The sequence below is a fragment of the Streptomyces sp. NPDC048389 genome, from assembly GCF_040706335.1.
Classification (GTDB): Bacteria; Actinomycetota; Actinomycetes; order Streptomycetales; family Streptomycetaceae; genus Streptomyces.
In genome coordinates this window covers 25,324-46,593 of the sequence record NZ_JBEZKP010000035.1, presented here as the reverse complement: position 1 = coordinate 46,593, position 21,270 = coordinate 25,324, and the positions used below count along the sequence as shown (strand labels likewise).

The window sequence follows — 21,270 nt, the reverse complement described above, 5'->3', positions numbered from 1 at the left end:
TGTGTCCGCTTGCCCGCCGTACCGGCACCGCCCCTGCCGCGGCGTGATCCCCGCCTCGTTCGCTCCGGACCCGATCGTTCCGGGAGGCCCCTCTCCCGGCGGCCCCGTACCATGGGACAAGCCGTGGCGTGTCCGCCCGGCGGGCGGACGGGGAAATCCCATCCAACGCCTGATCCCACGATCGAGAGAAGCGCCTGCACGCATGCCCACGCGCCACGACATCCGTAACGTCGCCATCGTCGCCCACGTCGACCACGGCAAGACCACTCTGGTCGACGCCATGCTCAAGCAGGCCGGTGCCTTCGCCGCACACGCCGCCGAGCAGCTCGACGACCGCATGATGGACTCGAACGACCTGGAGCGTGAGAAGGGCATCACGATCCTGGCCAAGAACACCGCCGTGAAGTACCACCCCAAGGACGGCGGGGCCCCGATCACGATCAACATCATCGACACCCCCGGCCACGCCGACTTCGGTGGCGAGGTCGAGCGTGGTCTGTCGATGGTGGACGCGGTCGTCCTTCTCGTCGACGCCTCCGAGGGCCCGCTGCCGCAGACGCGTTTCGTGCTGCGCAAGGCGCTCGCCGCGAAGATGCCGGTGATCCTCTGCATCAACAAGACGGACCGCCCCGACTCCCGGATCGCCGAGGTCGTCGACGAGACGTACGACCTGTTCCTGGACCTGGACGCGACCGAGGAGCAGATCGAGTTCCCCATCGTCTACGCCTGCGCGCGTGACGGCGTCGCCTCGCTGACCAAGCCCGAGGACGGCACCGTCCCGACGGACAGCGACAGCCTGGAGCCGTTCTTCACCACGCTGCTCGACACCGTCCCCGCGCCGGAGTACGACGAGTCCGCCCCGCTGCAGGCTCACGTCACCAACCTGGACGCCGACAACTTCCTCGGCCGCATCGCGCTGCTCCGCGTCGAGCAGGGCGAGCTGCGCAAGGGCCAGACCGTCGCCTGGATCAAGCGCGACGGCACGATCTCGAACGTCCGCATCTCCGAGCTGATGATGACCGAGGCGCTCACCCGCAAGCCGGCGGAGGTGGCCGGCCCCGGTGACATCTGCGCCGTCGCCGGTATCCCGGACATCATGATCGGCGAGACCCTGGCCGACCCGGAGAACCCGATCGCGCTGCCGCTGATCACGGTCGACGAGCCCGCGATCTCGATGACCGTCGGCACCAACACCTCGCCGCTGGTCGGCCGGGGCGGCACCGGCAAGGGCGCCGACGCGAAGGCCGCGGTCAAGGACCGCAAGGTCACGGCCCGGCAGGTGAAGGACCGGCTGGACCGCGAGCTGATCGGTAACGTCTCGCTGCGCGTGCTGGACACCGAGCGCCCCGACGCCTGGGAGGTGCAGGGCCGCGGCGAGCTGGCCCTGGCGATCCTGGTCGAGCAGATGCGCCGCGAGGGCTTCGAGCTGACCATCGGCAAGCCGCAGGTGGTCACCAAGACGGTCGACGGCAAGGTCCACGAGCCGGTCGAGCGCATGACGATCGACGTGCCCGAGGAGCACATGGGCGCTGTGACGCAGCTCATGGGTGTCCGCAAGGGCCGTATGGACAACATGTCGAACCACGGCTCCGGCTGGGTCCGCATGGAGTTCGTGGTCCCCTCCCGCGGTCTGATCGGTTTCCGTACGGAGTTCCTCACGAACACGCGCGGCACCGGTATCGCGCACTCCATCCACGAGGGCCACGAGCCGTGGTTCGGCCCCCTGCAGACCCGTAACAACGGTTCGCTGGTCGCCGACCGCTCGGGCGCCGTCACCGCGTTCGCGATGACGAACCTTCAGGAGCGCGGCGTGCTGTTCACCGAGCCCGGCACCGAGGTGTACGAGGGCATGATCGTCGGCGAGAACTCGCGCTCCGACGACATGGACGTGAACATCACCAAGGAGAAGAAGCTCACCAACATGCGGTCGTCCTCGGCCGATTCGTTCGAGGCGATCGTCCCGCCGCGCAAGCTCTCGCTGGAGCAGTCGCTGGAGTTCTGCCGCGACGACGAGTGCGTCGAGGTGACCCCGGAGGCCGTCCGCATCCGCAAGGTCGTCCTGGACCAGAAGGAGCGCGGCCGCGCGGCCTCGCGTGCCAAGCACGGCTGACGGATCACCCAAGCTCTGGCAAAACCGTTGAACGAACGGCCCGGCCCTCCGCAGAGACTGTGGGGGGCCGGGCCGTTCGTCAAATCCTTTTCATGGTCCGAGTGTCCGTATATCGGCCGTCGCACTCCGGAACATGTGTTAACGGTCCGTTTCGGGGGTGTCTGTCTGGGATCGCTTTGTCCGGATTTCGGTATCCAGTACCTCTCTGATGTTGTCAAAACGAGACCCGTTAGGTGTGGTTTACAAGCCTGTCCTACTTAATAGTTGGCTCCATTGAGCTCGGGTCAATGGGTCATGCGCTGTGGGGAGCGCCGACTCACGAGCACACTCGGGGCACTTGACGAGCGCTGTCAGGGGTGTCAGCGCGCGTAGAACCGTGCCCCTCTTGTAGTGACAAGTGGACTCATGAGGAGGAACCCATGCGTGGTGCCAAGAGCGCCAAGTGGGTCGCGGGAGCGATCGTTGTCGCGCTGGCTGCCACTGCCTGTGGCGGCGGCAGCGGTGATGAGGGCAAGAAGAACACGTCCGGCCAGCCGGAGGGCTACGTCTCGATCGACATCGGCGAGCCCCAGAAGCCGCTGATCCCGGCCGACACGAACGAGAACAACGGCTCGTACGTGATCCAGTCGCTCTTCACCCAGCTGCTGGACTTCGACGCCAACGGCGAGATCATCTACACCAACGCCGAGTCGGTGGAGACCCAGGACTCCAAGACCTGGACCGTCAAGCTCAAGGCCGGCTGGAAGTTCCACAACGGCGAGGCCGTCACCGCGCAGTCGTACGTCGACGCGTGGAACTGGTACGCCAACGTCAAGAACAACCAGCAGAACAGCTTCTGGTTCGGCGACATCGCCGGCTACGACGACGTGCACCCGGAGAAGGGTGAGCCGAAGTCCGACAAGATGTCCGGTCTGAAGGTCGTGGACGACACCACCTTCACGATCGAGCTGAAGGACAAGGTCCCGTACTTCAACTACAAGCTCGGCTACGCGACGTTCGCGCCGCTGCCGAAGGTCTTCTACGACGACCCGAAGGCGTTCGGCCAGAAGCCGATCGGCAACGGTCCGTACAAGTTCGAGAAGTGGACCCACAAGAAGCTGATCCAGGTCGCGGCCAACCCTGACTACCAGGGCCCGAACAAGGCTCAGAACAAGGGCATCCAGTTCAAGAACTACGCGACCCTCGAGGCCGCGTACCAGGACGTCATCTCCGGCAACCTGGACATCATCCGCCAGGTCGGCCCGACGGACCTGCCGAAGTACAAGCAGGACCTCGGTGACGGCGCCATCGAGCAGCCGTACGCGGCCATCCAGTCGCTGGTCCCGGCGTTCTACAGCAAGACCTTCAAGGACATCGACCCGAAGGTCCTCCAGGGTCTGTCGATGGCGATCGACCGCGACACGATCACCAAGACCGTCCTGAACAACACGCGTACCCCCGCGACGAGCTTCACGCCGCCGCAGGTCAAGGGCAACCAGGACCTGGGCACGGACGTCTTCACGTACAACCCGGAGAAGGCGAAGAAGCTCATCGAGGAGGGTGGCGGCGTCCCGGACAACAAGCTGTTCATCCAGTACAACACCGATGGTGGCCACAAGGAGTGGGTGACCGCCGCCTGCGAGTCCATCCGCAAGGCGACCGGTGTCGACTGCGTCGGCGACGCCAAGCCGGACTTCCCCACGGACCTCGAGGCCCGTGACAACAACCAGGTGAAGTCGATGTACCGCGGTGGCTGGGTGGCCGACTACCCGGTCAACGTCAACTTCATCAAGGAGCTCTACCACACCAGCGCCGAGTCCAACAACGGTCAGTTCTCCGACAAGGAGATCGACAACATGATGGCCGAGGCGGACAAGGCCAACTCCCTGGAAGAGGCCGTGAAGGGCTACCAGGAGGTCGAGAAGAAGCTTCTCGAGAAGATGCCGGCGATCCCGCTGTGGTACTACCGCATCAACGGTGGCCACGGTGAGCGCGTCGACAACGTCACGGTGGACTTCCACGGTGACCTCGAGCTTGCCGGAGTCACCGTCAAGTAAGCGCCTGCGGGCCTCATCCCCCACTCGGCCGTCCCCCGCCGCCGTCGGTCATCCGGCGGCGGCGGTGGTCCGGGGGCCTTCGCATGCGGACGGCTCCCGGCACCCAGTTAACCCCTCACGGAGGCACCCATGGGGCGCTACGTCGCACGACGACTGCTCCAGATGATCCCGGTCTTCATCGGGTCGACCCTGCTGATCTTCATGATGATGTATGCGCTGCCCGGCGACCCCGTGCGCGCACTGGCAGGTGAACAGCACGTCGATCAGGCGCAGATCGACTCTCTGAAGCAACAGCTCGGGCTGGACAAGCCCATCCTGATGCAGTACGTGATCTACCTCGGCAACCTGCTCCAGGGTGACTTCGGTACACAGATCGCAAGCCAGCGCCCCATCGCGGAGGTCATCGCCGACGCGTATCCCGTCACCATCCAGCTGACCTTCTTCGCCTTCACCTTCACGGTGATCGCGGGCATCACCCTGGGTGTCCTCGCCGGGCTCAAGCCCGAGTCGCTGCGCGACCGCGGTCTGCTGCTGCTGACGCTGCTGCTGATCTCGGTCCCGTCGTTCGTGCTCGGCCGGCTCTCGCAGTACTTCTTCGCGTTCCAGCTCGGCATCGTCGAGCCGAACGTCTCGCTCCAGGAGAACTGGACCGAACTCCTCCTGCCGGCCTCGGTGCTGGCTGCGCTGTCCCTCGCCTACGTGGCCCGGTTGACGCGTACCTCCGTCGCGGAGAACCTGCGATCCGACTACATCCGGACCGCCGTCGCGAAGGGCCTGCCCCGCCGCCGTATCGTCACGGTCCACCTGATGCGCAACTCGATGATCCCGGTCGTCACCTTCCTCGGTGCCGACCTCGGCACGCTGATGTCCGGCGCCGTCGTGACCGAGGGCATCTTCAACGTGAAGGGCATCGGCAGTCTCGTCTTCGAGGCGCTGAGACGGCGCGAGGGAGCCACGGTCGTCGGCGTCGTCACGCTGATCGTCCTTGTCTACCTTCTCTGCAGCCTGCTCGTCGACCTGCTTTACGCGGTCCTGGACCCGAGGATCCGATATGCCTGAGAAAATCGCAGAGACCTCGAAGGGCCAGGACGAACTGCTCCCCGCCGCCGACCCCGAGACCGCCCTGGTGGTCGAGCCCGGTTCGGCGAGCACCAAGGCGCGCAGCCTCTGGTCCGACGCCTGGCACGACCTTCGCCGCAGCCCGCTGTTCCTCGCCTCGTCGGCGCTCATCCTGCTGCTGATCGTCATGGCGGTCGCGCCGAGCCTGTTCACCAGCGCCTCGCCGCGCGACGGCGACCTGGTCAACCACTACCTCCAGCCGCCGAACTGGAGCCACTTCTTCGCCGCCGACTGGTTCGGCTACGACATCCAGGGCCGGTCGATCTACGCCCGCGTCATCCACGGCGCCCGTGCCTCGATCACCGTCGGCATCGTCGTGACGATCCTCGTCACCCTGATCGGTGGCGTCCTCGGCATGATGGCCGGCTACTTCGGCGGCTTGCTGGACACCCTGCTGTCCCGGATGACCGACATCTTCTTCGGCATCCCGTTCCTGCTCGGTGCCATGGTGATCCTCACCAGCTTCGAGAAGCGGGCCGTCTGGACCGTCATCCTGGCGCTGGCCTTCCTCGGCTGGACCTCCATCGCGCGAGTCGCGCGTGGTGCCGTCATCACCGTGAAGCAGGCCGACTACGTGGTGGCCGCCCGGGCTCTCGGTGCCTCCACCTCGCGCATCATGATCAAGCACATCATGCCCAACGCCCTCGCCCCGGTGATCGTCGTCGCGACGATCGCGCTGGGCGGCTACATCGGCGCAGAGGCGACGCTGTCCTTCCTGGGTATCGGTCTTTCCGAGCCCACGGTCTCCTGGGGCATCGACGTCTCCGACGGCTTCGCCCAGATCCGGAACGCCCCGTACGTGCTGATCATCCCCTCGGTGATGGTCTCGATCACGGTGCTCTCGTTCCTCATGTTCGGCGATGCGGTACGCAACGCCCTCGACCCGAAGATGCGCTGAGGGAGGCGTACGTGACCATCATCGAAGAAACAGCAGGAGTACCGGCGCCCCGTGGCGCCGGGGATGCCTCCGGTCCGCTGCTCGACGTGCGGGACCTCCACGTCGAGTTCCACACCCGTGACGGTGTGGCCAAGGCCGTCAACGGCGTCAACTACAGCGTGGACTCGGGCGAGACCCTGGCCGTGCTGGGTGAGTCCGGGTCCGGCAAGTCCGTCACCGCGCAGGCCATCATGGGCATCCTCGACATGCCCCCCGGGAAGATCCCGCAGGGCCAGATCCTCTTCCGCGGCCAGGACATGCTCACCATGAGCAACGAGGAGCGGCGGAAGATCCGCGGCCGGAAGATCGCGATGATCTTCCAGGACGCGCTCTCCTCGCTGAACCCGGTGCTCTCCGTGGGTTACCAGCTCGGCGAGATGTTCCGCGTTCACCAGGGCCTCTCCAAGAAGGAGGCCAAGGCGAAGGCCGTGGAGCTGATGGACCGGGTGAAGATCCCGGCGTCCAAGGACCGGGTCAACGACTACCCGCACCAGTTCTCCGGCGGTATGCGCCAGCGCATCATGATCGCCATGGCCCTGGCTCTCGAGCCGGACCTGATCATCGCCGACGAGCCGACCACCGCGCTCGACGTGACCGTGCAGGCCCAGGTCATGGACCTGCTCGCGGAGCTCCAGCGCGAGTACAACATGGGTCTGATCCTGATCACCCACGACCTCGGCGTCGTCGCCGACGTCGCGGACAAGATCGCCGTGATGTACGCGGGCCGGATCGTCGAGACCGCCCCCGTGCACGAGCTGTACAAGCGGCCCGCGCACCCGTACACCCGGGGTCTGCTCGACTCGATCCCGCGCCTGGACCAGAAGGGCCAGGAACTGTACGCGATCAAGGGTCTGCCGCCCAACCTGCTGAAGATCCCGAGCGGTTGCGCCTTCAACCCGCGCTGCCCCAAGGCGGACGACCTCTGCCGTACGGAGATCCCGGCACTGGTTCCGGTGACCGAGCAGGACGGCAGCGAGCTGCCCGGCCGCGGTAGCGCGTGCCACTACTGGAAGGAGACGATCCATGGCTGAGCTCAAGAAGACGAACGAGGCCGTGGACGCGACCACCGACCAGGCTCCGGCCGACCGCGGTGAGCCCATCCTCCAGGTGCGCAACCTGGTCAAGCACTTCCCGCTGACCCAGGGCATCCTCTTCAAGAAGCAGGTCGGCGCGGTCAAGGCCGTGGACGGGATCTCGTTCGACCTCTACAGGGGCGAGACGCTCGGCATCGTGGGCGAGTCCGGCTGCGGCAAGTCCACCGTCGCCAAGCTGCTGATGACGCTGGAGAAGGCGACCGCCGGCGAGGTCTTCTACAAGGGCCAGGACATCACCAAGCTGACCGGCCGTGCCCTGAAGACCGTCCGCCGCAACATCCAGATGGTGTTCCAGGACCCCTACACCTCGCTCAACCCGAGGATGACGGTCGGCGACATCATCGGCGAGCCCTTCGACATCCACCCCGAGGTGGCCCCGAAGGGCGACCGGCGCCGCAGGGTGCAGGAGCTGCTGGACGTCGTCGGTCTCAACCCCGAGTACATCCACCGGTATCCGCACCAGTTCTCCGGCGGTCAGCGCCAGCGCATCGGCATCGCGCGCGGCCTGGCGCTCAACCCGGAGATCATCATCTGCGACGAGCCGGTGTCCGCGCTGGACGTGTCGGTGCAGGCGCAGGTCGTCAACCTGATGGAGAAGCTGCAGGAGGAGTTCTCGCTCAGCTATGTGTTCATCGCGCACGACCTGTCGATCGTCCGGCACATCTCGGACCGGGTCGGTGTGATGTACCTGGGCAAGATGGCGGAGATCGGCACGGACGCGCAGATCTACGACCACCCCACCCACCCGTACACGCAGGCGCTGCTCTCCGCGGTCCCGGTCCCCGACCCGGAGATGCGCGAGGGCCGTGAGCGGATCATCCTCACCGGTGACGTGCCGTCGCCGGCGAACCCGCCGTCGGGCTGCCGCTTCCGCACGCGCTGCTGGAAGGCCGAGGACAAGTGCGCCACCGAGGTGCCGCTGCTCGCGGTTCCGGAGCGCTTCAGAGGCCGGGACACCGAGGCCGCGCACGAGTCGGCGTGCCACTTCGCCGAGGAGAAGGACGTCGTCCACGCGGCGTAGTCCTCGTTCGTCACACGCAGGGCGCCTGACCCCACCGGGGCGGGCGCCCTGCGCGTCGTGGAAGGCTTGGTGGCATGCGCCGTGGGAGGCGTCGTGGAAAGGCGTTGCGCCGGATCGCGTCCGCACCGGAAGGTGTCCGAATGGATGAAGCATCGACGGATCGGGCCGGCCGCACCATCGCACTGCGTGCCGTCGACGACGACAACTGGCGGGCGGTGGCCGACATCGCGCCGCGCGACGAGCAGCGCGGCTTCGTCGCCGCCCTCGCCGCCCGCTATCTGCTGCTCTCGATGCGCGGCGGCCTCTGGACCTCGCTCGGCGTCCTCGCGGACGACACCGTCGTCGGCCATGTCATGTGGGCGTACGACGAGGAGGGCGGGGCGTACTGGATCGGGGGTGTGGTCGTCGACGCCGACGAGCAGGGCCGGGGTGTGGGGCGAGCCGCCATGGAGGAGCTGATCCGGCTGCTGTCCCGGCGTCCGGACTGCCGGGAGATACGCCTGTCCTACCACCCGGACAACAGCGGCGCGGCCAAGCTCTACACGGCGCTCGGGTTCACGCCGACCGGGGACTTCGAGGACGACGAGGTGGTCGTCGCCCTGACCGTCCCCCGGGACCCGGCCGGCTGAGGGACGAAAATGCGTTGCGGGCCCCGGACCGGGTGTGAACAGTAGTGCCATGCCCCTTACCGTCCGGCCCGCGACGCTCGCGGACGCACCCCCCGTCTGCGCGCTGCTGAACGCCGTCGACATCGCCGAGATCGGCCACGCGGACACCGAACTGCACACGGTCGAGACCGATCTGTCCCACCCCGAGATCGACCTCGCCCAGGACTCGTGGCTGGTGCACGAGGGAGGCGACCTCGTGGCGTACGGAAGCCTGTGGACCGACTCCGGGCAGGGCGACATCGGCGTCGACCACTACGTCCTCCCCGGCCGGCCGGACGCCGCCCTGCTGGTCCTCGAGCGGATCGAGGAACGCGCCGTACGCATGGCCGCGGCGGGCGGCGCCGAGCAGGCGGTGCTGCACCTCAACCTCAACATCCGGCCCACGCTCGACACCACACTGCTCGAAGACCGCGGCTGGCGCACCGTGCGCCGCTTCCAGGTGATGACCCGTCCGCTGACCTCGGGCGACCGCCCGCCGCAGCCGCTCCCCGGGCTGTCCTTGCGTGACTGCACCGCGGAGGCCGATCACCGGGCGGCTCACGCGCTCGTGGAGGAGACCTTCGCCGAGCACTTCGACCACCATCCGCGTACGTATGAGCAGTGGCTGGCGGACAGCGGCCCCCGCGACCGGTCGCTCATGTGGATCGCCTCCGTCGAGGGCGAGGGGGACGTGGCCGTGCTGCTGACCCGGAACGACAAGGAGACCATGGGCTGGATCGGAAACCTCGGGGTCAAGAAGGCGGCACGCGGCCGCGGTCTCGGCGGTCATCTGCTGCGCCATGCCTTCGCCGTGTACGCGGCCCGGGGCCGGGACGCCATCGGGCTCGCGGTCGACACCCGCAACGAGAGCCGGGCACTGGCGCTCTACGAGGCCCACGGGATGTCCCTGCACTACGCGGTCGACACCTGGGAGCTCACCCTGCCCGTCCCCTCACCCGCCACACGGGCGAGCTGAAAATGCGTTAGGTCCCTCATGGAGTGATATTGGGCCCAAGTCGACTTGGGATCTAGGAGGCACTTCATGCGCGGAGCCACCCACGTGAAGTGGGCCGCATGCGCGGTCGCCGTCGTCCTCGCGGCGGCGGCCTGCGGCGGCGGGAGCGACAGCGGCGGCGGTGGGGCCGACGGGATCGTGAGTTCCTCGTGGGGCGACCCGCAGAATCCGCTGGAGCCGGCCAACACCAACGAGGTGCAGGGCGGCAAGGTGCTCGACATGATCTTCCGCGGCCTCAAGCGGTACGACCCGAAGACCGGCGAGGCCCAGAACATGGTCGCCGAGAGCATCGAGACGACCGACGCCACGAACTTCACGATCACCCTCAAGGACGGTTGGACCTTCTCCAACGGTGAGCAGGTCACCGCGCAGTCCTTCGTGGACGCCTGGAACTACGGCGCGAACCTGCGGAACAACCAGCGGAACGCGTTCTTCTTCGGCCAGATCGACGGATACACGGACGTCCACCCGGAATCCGGGGAGCCGAGCGCGCAGACCATGAAGGGCCTGGAGGTCACCGGCCCGCTGACCTTCACCGTGAGGCTCTCGCAGAAGTTCTCCACCTGGCCCGACACCCTCGGCTACGCCGCCTTCGCCCCACTGCCCCGGGCGTTCTTCGACGATCACGACGCCTGGCTCGCCAAGCCCGTCGGCAACGGCCCGTACGTCGTCGGCTCGTACGCCAGGGGTTCCCAGATGTCGCTGCGCCGCTGGGACGGCTACACCGGGCCCGACAAGGCGCAGAACGGCGGTATCGACCTCAAGGTCTACACCGACAACAACACCGCCTACACCGACCTGATCGCCGGCAACCTCGACCTCGTCGACGACGTGCCCGCCTCCCAGCTCAAGAACGTGGAGGCCGACCTGGGTGACCGGTACATCAACAGCCCCGCCGGCATCATCCAGACCCTCGCCTTCCCCTACTACGACGAGGACTGGAACATCCCCGACGGCGCGAAGCTCCGCACCGGCCTGTCGATGGCGATCAACCGCGAGCAGATCACCGACACCATCTTCCAGCAGACCCGCACACCGGCGAAGGACTGGACCTCACCGGTGCTCGGCGAGGAGGGCGGTTATGACCCGACGCTCTGCGGCGCGGCGTGCGAGTACGACCCCGACCAGGCGAAGAGGCTGATCGCCGAGGCCGGCGGTCTGCCGGGCGGGCGGGTCACGATCTCGTACAACGCGGACACCGGCTCCCACAAGGACTGGGTGGACGCCGTCTGCAACTCCATCAAGAACGCGCTCGGCGACGACCGGGCGTGCGTCGGCAACCCCATCGGCACCTTCGCCGACTTCCGCAACCAGATCACCCAGTCCGAGATGTCCGGCCCCTTCCGGGCCGGCTGGCAGATGGACTACCCGCTGATCCAGAACTTCCTCCAGCCGCTCTACTACACCAACGCCTCCTCCAACGACGGCAAGTGGAGCAACCAGAAGTTCGACGACCTGGTCGACCGGGCGAACGCGCAGACCGACCCCGCGCAGGCCGTCGAGACCTTCAAGGAGGCGGAGAAGGTCGTACGGGACGAGATGGCCGCCATCCCGCTCTGGTACCAGAACGGCAGTGCGGGCTACTCCGAACGCGTCTCGAACGTCACGCTCAACCCGTTCAGCGTCCCCGTCTACAACCAGATCACGGTCAACTGACGGCGGAAGGCACCCGGCCCGGCGCGGCGGGCGCCGGGCCGTGACCCTTTTCACGACCTCCGGAGCCCTTCATGGGACGTTATGTGATCCGGCGTCTGCTGCAGATGATCCCCGTCTTCTTCGGCGCCACCCTGCTGATCTTCCTCATGGTCAACGTGATGGGCGACCCCGTCGCGGGACTGTGCGGGGAGCGGCAGTGCGACCCGGCGACAGCCGCACAGCTGCGCAGGGAGTTCGGCCTCGACAAGCCCCTGTGGCAGCAGTACGCGACCTACATGGGCAACGTCTTCACCGGGGACTTCGGCACCGCCTTCAACGGGCAGGAGGTCACCGAGCTCATGGCCGACGCGTTCCCGGTCACGATCAGGCTCACCCTGGTGGCCATCGCCTTCGAGATCGTCATCGGCATCGTCCTCGGCGTCGTCACCGGCCTGCGCCGCGGCCGTCCCGTCGACAGTGGCGTGCTCCTGTTCACGCTCGTCGTCATCTCGGTGCCGACGTTCGTCACCGGTCTGCTGCTCCAGCTGCTCCTCGGCTACAAGTGGGACATCATCGACCCGTCCGTCTCCACCGACGCCGGGCTCGGCGAACTGATCGTCCCCGGACTGGTGCTCGCCTCCGTCTCACTCGCCTACGTGACCCGGCTGACCCGCACCTCCATCGCGGAGAACAGCCGCGCCGACTACGTCCGCACCGCCAAGGCCAAAGGGCTGCCGCGGAGCCGGGTGATCCGCAAGCATCTGCTGCGCAACTCCCTGATCCCGGTGGTCACCTTCATCGGCACCGACGTCGGCGCCCTGATGGGCGGCGCGATCGTCACCGAGCGGATCTTCAACATCCACGGGGTCGGCTACCAGCTGTACCAGGGCATCCTGCGGCAGAACACGCAGACCGTCGTCGGCTTCGTCAGCGTCCTCGTCATCGTCTTCCTCGTGGCGAACCTGCTGGTGGACCTGTTGTACGCCGTTCTGGACCCGAGGATCCGCTATGCCTGAGCCACGGCAGAACCCGCACTTCGACGACCCCGGACACCAGGCCGTCCCCGGCGCCGCCGGATCGGGTGGCGCGACCAACCTCGCGATGAGCGAGGGCGAGACGCTGGAGCAGACACCCGACGGCCCCGAGGGCACGGGACCGGCCGCCAAGCCGCGCAGCCTCTGGTCGGACGCCTGGCGCGATCTGCGGCGCAACCCGGTCTTCGTCGTCTCCTCCCTGGTGATCCTCTTCCTGATCTTCATCTCGCTGTGGCCCTCGGCGATCGCCTCCGGCAACCCGCTCAGCTGCGATCTCGCCAATGCCCAGGAGGGCTCGCAGCCGGGCCATCCGTTCGGCTTCAACGGCCAGGGCTGCGACGTCTACACCCGTACCGTCTACGGTGCGCGGGCCTCCGTGACCGTGGGCGTCTGCGCCACCCTCGGAGTGGCGCTGCTCGGCTCGGTGCTCGGCGGGCTGGCCGGGTTCTTCGGCGGCGCATGGGACGCCGTCCTGTCCCGGCTCACCGACGTCTTCTTCGGCATTCCCGTGGTCCTCGGCGGCCTGGTCCTGCTCTCCGTGATCACCAGCACCACGGTCTGGCCGGTCGTCGGCTTCATGGTGCTGCTGGGCTGGCCGCAGATCTCCCGTATCGCCCGCGGCTCCGTCATCACCGCCAAGCAGAACGACTACGTGCAGGCCGCCCGGGCGCTCGGTGCCTCCAGCTCGCGGATGCTGCTGCGGCACATCGCGCCCAACGCCGTCGCCCCGGTGATCGTGGTGGCGACCATCGCACTCGGCACCTACATCTCGCTGGAGGCGACGCTCTCCTTCCTGGGCGTCGGCCTCAAGCCGCCGACCGTCTCCTGGGGCATCGACATCTCGTCGGCCTCCCCGTACGTCCGCAACGCGCCGCACATGCTGCTGTGGCCCGCCGGTGCACTGGCGGTCACGGTGCTCGCCTTCATCATGCTCGGCGACGCGGTGCGCGACGCCCTCGACCCCAAGCTGCGCTGACCGAAGCTGGAGGAGCCGCCATGCCCGCCACGTCCCACGAGGCCGTGACGTCCGCGGAACCGGACGCGTCCGGCAGCCTGCTCGACGTACGCGGCCTGCACGTGGAGTTCCGCACCCGTGACGGTGTCGCCAAGGCCGTCAACGGGGTCGACTACACCGTCGACGCGGGCGAGACGCTTGCCGTGCTGGGCGAGTCCGGGTCCGGCAAGTCGGTCACCGCACAGGCCGTCATGGGGATCCTGGACATGCCGCCCGGCCGGATCACCGGCGGCGAGATCCTCTTCAAGGGCCAGAACCTGCTGACGATGCGGGAGGAGGAGCGGCGGAAGATCAGAGGCGCCGGAATGGCCATGATCTTCCAGGACGCCCTCTCCTCCCTCAATCCGGTCCTGAGCGTCGGCGACCAGCTCGGTGAGATGTTCACCGTCCACCGGGGGCTGTCGCGCAAGGACGCCAGGGCCAGGGCGGTCGAGCTGATGGACCGGGTCCGGATCCCCGCCGCCAAGGAACGTGTCGGCCAGTACCCGCACCAGTTCTCCGGCGGCATGCGCCAGCGCATCATGATCGCGATGGCCCTCTCGCTGGAACCCGACCTGATCATCGCCGACGAGCCGACCACCGCTCTGGACGTCACCGTGCAGGCGCAGGTCATGGATCTGCTGGCCGAGCTCCAGCGCGAGCTGGACATGGGACTGATCCTGATCACCCACGACCTCGGTGTCGTCGCCGACGTCGCCGACAAGATCGCCGTGATGTACGCGGGCCGCATCGTCGAGACCGCCCCCGTCCACGACATCTACCGGGCACCCGCCCACCCGTACACCAAGGGCCTGCTCGAATCGATCCCGCGCCTCGACCAGAAGGGACAGGAGCTGTACGCGATCAAGGGCCTGCCGCCGAACCTGATGCACATCCCCCCGGGCTGTCCCTTCCACCCGCGCTGCCCGATGGCACAGGACGTGTGCCGGACCGATGTCCCACCGCTGTACGAGGTGAACGAGCGGCGCGGGAGCGCCTGCCACTTCTGGGAGGCGACGCTCCATGGCTGAGGCGATCCTCGAGGTCCGCGACCTGTACAAGCACTACCCGCTCACGAGGGGCATCCTCTTCAAGAAGCAGGTGGGCGCGGTCAAGGCGGTCGACGGCGTCGACGTGGACCTGTACGCCGGCGAGACGCTCGGCATCGTGGGGGAGTCGGGCTGCGGCAAGTCCACGCTCGCCAGGATGCTGGTCCATCTGGAGCGGCCCACGTCGGGCACGATCCGGTACAAGGGCGAGGACATCACCAGGCTGTCGGGCCGTGCCCTCAAAGCCGTGCGACGCAACATCCAGATGGTGTTCCAGGACCCGTACACCTCGCTCAACCCGCGGATGACGGTCGGCGACATCATCGGCGAGCCGTACGAGATCCATCCGGAGGTGGCGCCCAAGGGATCGCGCCGGCAGAAGGTGCAGGAGCTGCTGGACGTCGTCGGGCTCAACCCCGAGTACATCAACCGCTATCCGCACCAGTTCTCCGGCGGCCAGCGCCAGCGCATCGGCATCGCCCGGGGGCTCGCCCTCCGGCCCGAGATCATCGTGGCCGACGAGCCGGTCTCCGCGCTGGACGTGTCGGTGCAGGCACAGGTCATCAACCTGCTCGACACGCTGCAGGAGGAGTTCTCGCTCAGCTATGTGTTCATCGCGCACGACCTGTCGATCGTCCGGCACATCTCGGACCGGGTCGGTGTGATGTACCTCGGCCGGATCGTGGAGACCGGCCGGGACGCCGAGATCTACGACCACCCCACCCACCCCTACACCCAGGCACTGCTGTCGGCCGTGCCGGTGCCCGACCCGGAGGCGCGCGAGCACCGGGAGAGGATCATCCTCACCGGGGACGTGCCCTCGCCGACCGACATCCCGTCCGGCTGCCGGTTCCGCACCCGCTGCTGGAAGGCGCAGGAGCGGTGTGCGGTGGAGGTGCCGCTGCTGGCGGTCCCGGCGCATCTGCGGACGGTCGAGGGGCCTGTGCGGCACCCGTCGGCCTGCCACTTCGCGGAGGAACTGCACGTGGTGCCGAGCGGGCCGGAGGGCGGCGCCGACGGGGATGCCAAGTCGCTGTGAACTGACGTCAGTTCCGTTTACACGCAGGCAACTCGGCCGACGCGGGTCCGATATACGGACGCCCCATACTCAGGAGCGTACGGCCGTGCGGGTGCCGTAGACCGGCCGGGACCGCGCCATGCGGGCCCGGCCGGTCGTCGCGTCCCGCGCCGCAGGGGCCGGTGGGCGTCGCGTACCGCGGTCGTCGTGTCCCGCGCCGCAGGGCCGGTGGGCCCTCCCGTGCGCCGTCGTCGGGCCTGGCCGGGTCCTCCCGTGCGCCGTCGTCCGGGCCCGGCCGGGCGCCGCGTACCGCCGCGCGCCGGTTGTCCGGAACTGTCCGATCGTCGTCTTGTTCGTGCCGTGCCGCCCCGGCAGGATCGTCGGCGTGACTCTTACGCGGGGGGCCAGGATCACGGGAGCGGCGCTGTGCGGCGTGCTCGCCCTGATCACGGGGGCGTGGATCGTCCGGGACGTCTCACTGGCCGACGGGCTCGACGGCTTCTGGCGCCACGGGGCGTCCGGCCCCAGGTGGGGCTTCGGACCGCCCACGCAGGCCACCGCGCCTCTCGACGGAGCGCTGCTGGCGGTGTACGCCGGCACGGCGGTCGCCGTGCTGCGCTCGTCGGTCGCGGCCTCCGCGCTGCTGGCGACGGCCGTGTTCACCTTCGCCGTCCGGATGCCGAGCCTGTGGGTCCTGACCGCCTCCTCCGCGTATCCGGATGTCCCCGGCTCGGTGCGGACACGTGCGCTGCTCAGCACCTTCGCCGTGCTCGGCCTGGCCGTCGGGCTCGTCATCACGGCGGTGGCCGGCAGACGCCCGCCGGAAGCGGCCGCCTGCGCCCCCGCCCCGTTGCGGCCGACCGCTCCGGTGGCCTGGCTGGCCGGCCCTCTGCTGCTCCTGGGCGCCGCCGTCACCACGGCGTGGCAGATCCACTTCGGCTACCGGGTCGGACCGGACGCCTATGTCGACACCGTGGCGGGCGGTGAGCAGTTCGCACACCGGCTGCTCGCACCGCCGCCGGGCTGGCTGGCGGCCACCGTCGTGATCCTCTGTCTGACTGCGGGCATCGGCCTGCTCACCGGAGCCGTCTTCGCCCGCCCGCTGGGCGCCGTGCTCGCGGCGAACATCCTGGCGTCCGGCGCGGTGGGGGTCGACCTCGCCGTGCGGACGCGGATTCCGCAGTACGTGGAATCGGCGCCGCTGGAGTACCGGCTGACCGTCGTGACAGCGTTCTTCGAGCTGATCGCCGGGGTCGTGCTGCTGGTCCTGCTGATGCGGCGCGGCGAAAGCGGCCCGGCGGACGGCCCCTGGCCCGGCGGCGCGAACCGGCCGCCGCCGGGGTACGGACACCCGCCGGCCGGGGGAGGTCACGGATATCCGCCGGCCGCGCCGGGGTACGGGTGTCCGCAGCCGTCCGGCGGCCGCGGACACCCGCAGGGGCCGCCGCCCGCCGGCGGGTTCGGCCCGCCCCCGCCCTCGTCACCCCCGCCGAACTGGTGACCGGCCGCCCCTCACCCGAGCCTAAGTGAGCGCTTGAGGAAGTCGACCTGGAGCAGCATCAGGTTCTCCGCGATCTGCTCCTGCGGCGTCATATGGGTCACTCCGGTCAGCGGCAGCACCTCGTGCGGGCGGCCCGCCGCCAGCAGCGCCGAGGACAGCCGCAGTGAGTGGGCCACCACCACATTGTCGTCCGCCAGCCCGTGGACGATCATCAGCGGCCGTGCCGGGCCCTCCACGGCCGTCAGCCCGGCGTCGGTGACCAGCGAGTTCGCCGTGTACGCGGCGGACTGCGAGCTTGGATCGCCGAGATAGCGCTCGGTGTAGTGGGTGTCGTAGAGCCGCCAGTCGGTCACCGGGGCGCCCGCCACCGCGGCGTGGAACACGTCGGGGCGGCGCAGCACCGCCATCGCCGCCAGATAACCGCCGTACGACCAGCCGCGGACCGCCACCCGCGACAGGTCGAGCGGGAAGGACCCCGCCAACGAGTGCAGCGCCTCGATCTGGTCGTCCAGTGTCGCGCCGAAGTCCCCCGCGATCGCCTTCTCCCAGCCGGGGGAGCGGCCGGGGGTGCCGCGGCCGTCCGCGACGACGACGGCGAAACCCTGGTCGGCGAACCACTGCGAGGTCAGATACGCATGGTGCGCGGCCAGCACGCGCTGACCGTGCGGACCCCCGTACGGGTCCATCAGCACCGGCAGCGGGCCGTCCGAGTCCCGGTGGTCCGACGGCAGCAGCACCGCGCACGGAATCCGCCGTTCACCGGCTTCCGTCAGCGTCGGACGGGCGCGCAGCACCGGCTGCTCGGCGTACGAGGCGACGACCGCGATCTGCTTGCCGTCCCTGAGGATCTGGACCATGGGGCCGCTCGTGTCCGTACGGGACGACGCGAGGACGGTCACCGCGCCCGCGCGGACCGCCGCATGGACGCCGGGGCCTTCGGAGACCCGTTCGACGCCCAGCTCGTTCACCCGGTACACATGGATCTCACCGGTCTCCGGCTGTGCGGCCTCCTCGCCGGCGGCCGCCGAGACGAGCACGTCGTTCTCGCCGATGTCCAGCACCGCGCGCAGCTGCAGCTGCGGTCCGGTCAGCACCCGGTCGCCGACGGCGAGCACCCGGGCGCCGCCCTCGTCCGCGATCCGCACCAGCCGGCCTGCGCCGAAGCCGTGCGCGTGGGACGACTCCGGGGCCCAGGCGGGCACCCCGGGGAAGAGTTCCAGCCATGCGGCGTCCTCGTCCACGTGAACGGTCCGGGTCGAGCCCGACTCCGGGTCGGCCGCCAGATGGAGCTGGGTGCGCTGGTCCCGCGACTGCACCAGCAGCAGCGGAGCGCCGGCCGCCGACCAGTGCACGCGCGCCAGGTACGGATAGCGGTCCCGGTCCCAGCCCACCTCCGTACGCTCCCCGTCCAGGGTGACGAAGAACAGCCGTACGTCGGCGTTGGGTGTCCCGGCGGCCGGATACGCGACCTTCGCCGGCTCCCGGTCCGGATGCGCCGGATCGGGGATCCACCAGCGCCGTACCTTCCCCTCGTCGGCGCGGGCCACGAGCAGCCTGTCCGAGTCCGGCGACCACCAGAAGCCGCGGGAGCGGTCCATCTCCTCGGCGGCGACGAACTCCGCGAGGCCGTAGGAGGTGTGCTCGTCCTCCGGCTCGGCCAGCGCCCGGTCCCCCTCGCCCTCGGCGCCCGTCACCCGCAGCGCGCCGCCGGCCACATAGGCGACGAGACGGCCGTCCGGCGACGGACGGGGGTCCAGCACCGGCCCCGGCACGGGGAGTTCGCGTGCGGTACCGGCCCGCAGTTCCGCGGTGAACAGCCGTCCGGACAGGGTGAACGCCGCCAACTCGACGGCGCGGTCCACGGCGTAGCCGACGATACCGGCGGAGCCCTCCCTGCTGCGCTCGCGCCGGGCGCGTTCCTCGGCGCACAGCTCCTCGGCCGTGCCGCCCGGCAACTCCCGTGGATCGGCGGCCAGACGCTCCTGCGGCGGGCCGTGGCCGTCCAGGTCGAGTACCCACATCAGCCCCGACCGGTCCGTCCCGGAGGCCGAGCGCAGGAACACCAGGCGCGATCCGTCCGGAGACACGGTGAAGGCGCGGGGGGCGCCCAGGGTGAAGCGCTGAGTCCGCGCGGACTGACGCGGAAAGGAGAGCGGCGGCGTCGACGTCATGGATCCGAACCTTAAGCGGTGTGCGCCCCCGTGTGCTGCCGTGCACCGATCGATGCCCGGGTACGGATAGTTATGATCCGTAGCGCAAGGTGGGTATGAACCTCCTGGCACATGTCCCGGCACATGCAACTGGCCCGTCCCGACCGAATATCTGTGGAGGTGAACCGCCGTGGCACTCTCGATTTCGGCGGTGGTGCTGCTGGCGATCGTCGTCTTCCTGCTGATCCGGAAATCCGGGCTGAAGGGGGGACATGCGGCGGTCTGCGTGTTGCTCGGGTTCTATCTCGCCAGCTCCTCGATCGCGCCGACCATCTCGGAGCTGACGACGAATGTGGCGGGGATGATCGGGGGCATCAAGTTCTGACACGGGCACTGTCCCGGCACCCGTTCTAGGGTGTCCGTATGAAGGATCTCCCCGCCCGCCGTCTGCTCCTCGTGCATGCGCACCCGGACGACGAGTCGATCAACAACGGCGCCACGATGGCCCTGTACGCGGCCTCCGGCGTCCATGTCACGTTGGTGACGTGCACGCTCGGCGAGGAGGGCGAGATCATTCCGGACGATCTCGCCCATCTCGCACCGGACCGGGAGGACCGGCTGGGGCCGTACCGCGCCGGGGAACTGGCCGCCGCGATGAAGGAGCTGGGCGTCACCGACCACCGCTTCCTCGGCGGGCAGGGCCGCTTCCGCGACTCCGGGATGATGGGGCTGGAGCAGAACCACCGCGAAGGGGCGTTCTGGAGCGCGGACGTCGACGAGGCGGCCGCGCATCTCGTGGAGGTCGTCCGCTCGGTGCGCCCGCAGGTGCTCGTGACCTACGACCCCGACGGCGGGTACGGGCACCCCGACCACATCCAGGCCCACCGCGTGGCCATGCGCGCCGCCGAACTCGCCGCGGACCCCGGCTTCCGGCAGGACCTCGGAACGCCGCACGCCATCGCGAAGATCTACTGGAACCGTGTCGCGCGGTCGGCGGCGGAGGAGGGCTTCGCGCGGCTGCGTGCGGCCGGAACGGTCTTCCCGGGCATCGCCGAGACCGGTGACGTCCCCGGTGTGGTGGACGATTCGGAGATCACCGCCGAGATCGACGGGGCCGCGTACGCGGAGCGGAAGGCGGCCGCGATGCGCGCGCACGCCACTCAGATCGCCGTCGACGGCCCGTTCTTCGCGCTCTCCAACGACCTGGGGCAGCCTCTGTTCACCACGGAGTACTACCAGTTGGCGGCCGGGGAGTCCGGCGCTGCGCCCGGCGAGCGGGAGCACGACCTTTTCGCGGGGGTCCGGGCATGAGCGGCGGCAGCGAGGCGGGCAGGCGCAAGGCGGCCGGTGCGGGAAGGGGCGCGGAGGGTGGCGGGGGGAGGGCCGGGGGCGGCCGGGAGGTGCCCGGCTCCTGGTTCACCCGGCCCTCGCGGTTCCCCCCGCCCGGCCGGATCGTGGCGTACTGCGTGCTGCTGATCCTGGGCGCGGCCGTCGGCGCGGCGGGCTCGCTCGTCCAGGCGGCCTGGTTCCCCGGCGGGTTGGTCCTGGCGCTGCTCGCCTCCGCCGGTCTGTTCCTCGGCTCCCTGCGGGCGACGGGCACCCAGGTCGGGGTCCTGTCCTCGGCCGTGGGCTGGCTCGTGGCGATCGTCGTGCTCAGCGTCGGACGTCCGGAGGGTGACGCCATGTTCGGTGCCGGGCTCGGGCCGCTCGTCTTCATGTTCGGCGGCATGGCGACCGCTGTGATGTGTGCCACCATGTCGCGGTTGCCGCAATCCGATGGCGGGCCGGGCCGACTTGGGCGATAGGCGCAGACGGCACCCCAGCAAGCAGCCGGTGTGACCGGCCCCCTAGGGTAGATCGCCCCACGGGGTGGGAAGCCGCCGAACTGACCATGCCCGTACGGTCCGCGG

Annotated in this window: 18 protein-coding genes; 17 read left to right on the top strand and 1 reads right to left on the bottom strand. The window is 69.0% G+C overall.

What is annotated here, in order from left to right:
* Positions 1 to 202 precede the first annotated feature (202 nt).
* The 14 genes from typA (at position 203) to AB0903_RS22680 (ending at position 17,210) form a co-directional block, all read left to right on the top strand.
* A complete protein-coding gene (typA, locus tag AB0903_RS22745) occupies positions 203 to 2,110 on the top strand; it encodes a translational GTPase TypA (RefSeq protein ID WP_366705514.1) in 1,908 nt (635 codons plus the stop codon).
* Between the two features lie 419 nt (positions 2,111 to 2,529).
* Positions 2,530 to 4,146, top strand: coding sequence for an ABC transporter substrate-binding protein (locus AB0903_RS22740; RefSeq protein ID WP_366705512.1), 1,617 nt, complete (start codon positions 2,530 to 2,532; stop codon positions 4,144 to 4,146).
* A 129-nt stretch (positions 4,147 to 4,275) separates the two neighbouring features.
* The gene (locus tag AB0903_RS22735) at positions 4,276 to 5,205 is read left to right on the top strand and encodes an ABC transporter permease (RefSeq protein WP_366705510.1); all 930 of its coding nucleotides are present in this window, start codon (positions 4,276 to 4,278) and stop codon (positions 5,203 to 5,205) included.
* Positions 5,198 to 6,163: an ABC transporter permease gene (locus AB0903_RS22730; RefSeq protein ID WP_366705508.1), complete on the top strand. Its 966-nt coding sequence runs from the start codon at positions 5,198 to 5,200 to the stop codon at positions 6,161 to 6,163. Before AB0903_RS22735 ends, AB0903_RS22730 begins: the two co-directional genes overlap by 8 nt.
* A gap of 11 nt (positions 6,164 to 6,174) precedes the next feature.
* On the top strand, positions 6,175 to 7,233 hold the full coding sequence (locus AB0903_RS22725) for an ABC transporter ATP-binding protein (RefSeq protein WP_366705506.1): 1,059 nt from the start codon (positions 6,175 to 6,177) through the stop codon (positions 7,231 to 7,233).
* Complete coding sequence (locus AB0903_RS22720) at positions 7,226 to 8,317, top strand: dipeptide ABC transporter ATP-binding protein (protein ID WP_366705504.1); 1,092 nt, start codon at positions 7,226 to 7,228, stop codon at positions 8,315 to 8,317. The genes AB0903_RS22725 and AB0903_RS22720 overlap by 8 nt, the downstream gene beginning before the upstream one ends.
* 140 nt (positions 8,318 to 8,457) lie before the next feature.
* Positions 8,458 to 8,946 carry a GNAT family N-acetyltransferase gene (locus AB0903_RS22715; protein ID WP_366705502.1) on the top strand — a complete coding sequence of 163 codons (489 nt, stop codon included), beginning with the start codon at positions 8,458 to 8,460 and terminating at the stop codon, positions 8,944 to 8,946.
* Between the two features lie 49 nt (positions 8,947 to 8,995).
* Positions 8,996 to 9,940: a GNAT family N-acetyltransferase gene (locus tag AB0903_RS22710; protein WP_366705500.1), complete on the top strand. Its 945-nt coding sequence runs from the start codon at positions 8,996 to 8,998 to the stop codon at positions 9,938 to 9,940.
* Positions 9,941 to 10,006: 66 nt separating this feature from the next.
* Positions 10,007 to 11,635, top strand: a complete 1,629-nt coding sequence (locus tag AB0903_RS22705) for an ABC transporter substrate-binding protein (protein ID WP_366705498.1) — start codon at positions 10,007 to 10,009, stop codon at positions 11,633 to 11,635.
* A gap of 71 nt (positions 11,636 to 11,706) precedes the next feature.
* On the top strand, positions 11,707 to 12,630 hold the full coding sequence (locus tag AB0903_RS22700; protein ID WP_366705496.1) for an ABC transporter permease: 924 nt from the start codon (positions 11,707 to 11,709) through the stop codon (positions 12,628 to 12,630).
* Complete coding sequence (locus AB0903_RS22695; RefSeq protein WP_366705494.1) at positions 12,623 to 13,624, top strand: ABC transporter permease; 1,002 nt, start codon at positions 12,623 to 12,625, stop codon at positions 13,622 to 13,624. The genes AB0903_RS22700 and AB0903_RS22695 overlap by 8 nt, the downstream gene beginning before the upstream one ends.
* 20 nt (positions 13,625 to 13,644) lie before the next feature.
* Complete coding sequence (locus AB0903_RS22690; protein WP_366705492.1) at positions 13,645 to 14,673, top strand: ABC transporter ATP-binding protein; 1,029 nt, start codon at positions 13,645 to 13,647, stop codon at positions 14,671 to 14,673.
* Positions 14,666 to 15,730, top strand: coding sequence for a dipeptide ABC transporter ATP-binding protein (locus AB0903_RS22685; protein WP_366705490.1), 1,065 nt, complete (start codon positions 14,666 to 14,668; stop codon positions 15,728 to 15,730). Before AB0903_RS22690 ends, AB0903_RS22685 begins: the two co-directional genes overlap by 8 nt.
* A gap of 364 nt (positions 15,731 to 16,094) precedes the next feature.
* Positions 16,095 to 17,210, top strand: coding sequence for a hypothetical protein (locus tag AB0903_RS22680; RefSeq protein WP_366705488.1), 1,116 nt, complete (start codon positions 16,095 to 16,097; stop codon positions 17,208 to 17,210).
* An 11-nt stretch (positions 17,211 to 17,221) separates the two neighbouring features.
* Here AB0903_RS22680 and AB0903_RS22675 read toward each other — a convergent pair whose 3' ends face one another.
* Positions 17,222 to 19,381: a prolyl oligopeptidase family serine peptidase gene (locus tag AB0903_RS22675; RefSeq protein WP_366705486.1), complete on the bottom strand. Its 2,160-nt coding sequence runs from the start codon at positions 19,379 to 19,381 to the stop codon at positions 17,222 to 17,224.
* A gap of 169 nt (positions 19,382 to 19,550) precedes the next feature.
* On the opposite strand from AB0903_RS22675, the gene AB0903_RS22670 reads away from it, so the two are divergent.
* Genes AB0903_RS22670 through AB0903_RS22660 form a run of 3 tightly spaced genes read left to right on the top strand, consistent with a single transcriptional unit; the run spans position 19,551 to position 21,165 of the window.
* Positions 19,551 to 19,745 (top strand): hypothetical protein, encoded by a 195-nt coding sequence (locus tag AB0903_RS22670; protein ID WP_366705484.1) that lies wholly within the window; start codon positions 19,551 to 19,553, stop codon positions 19,743 to 19,745.
* 38 nt (positions 19,746 to 19,783) lie between these two features.
* Positions 19,784 to 20,671 carry an N-acetyl-1-D-myo-inositol-2-amino-2-deoxy-alpha-D-glucopyranoside deacetylase gene (mshB, locus tag AB0903_RS22665; RefSeq protein ID WP_366705482.1) on the top strand — a complete coding sequence of 296 codons (888 nt, stop codon included), beginning with the start codon at positions 19,784 to 19,786 and terminating at the stop codon, positions 20,669 to 20,671.
* Positions 20,668 to 21,165 (top strand): DUF6113 family protein, encoded by a 498-nt coding sequence (locus AB0903_RS22660; RefSeq protein ID WP_366705480.1) that lies wholly within the window; start codon positions 20,668 to 20,670, stop codon positions 21,163 to 21,165. Before mshB ends, AB0903_RS22660 begins: the two co-directional genes overlap by 4 nt.
* The last annotated feature ends 105 nt before the right edge of the window (positions 21,166 to 21,270 follow it).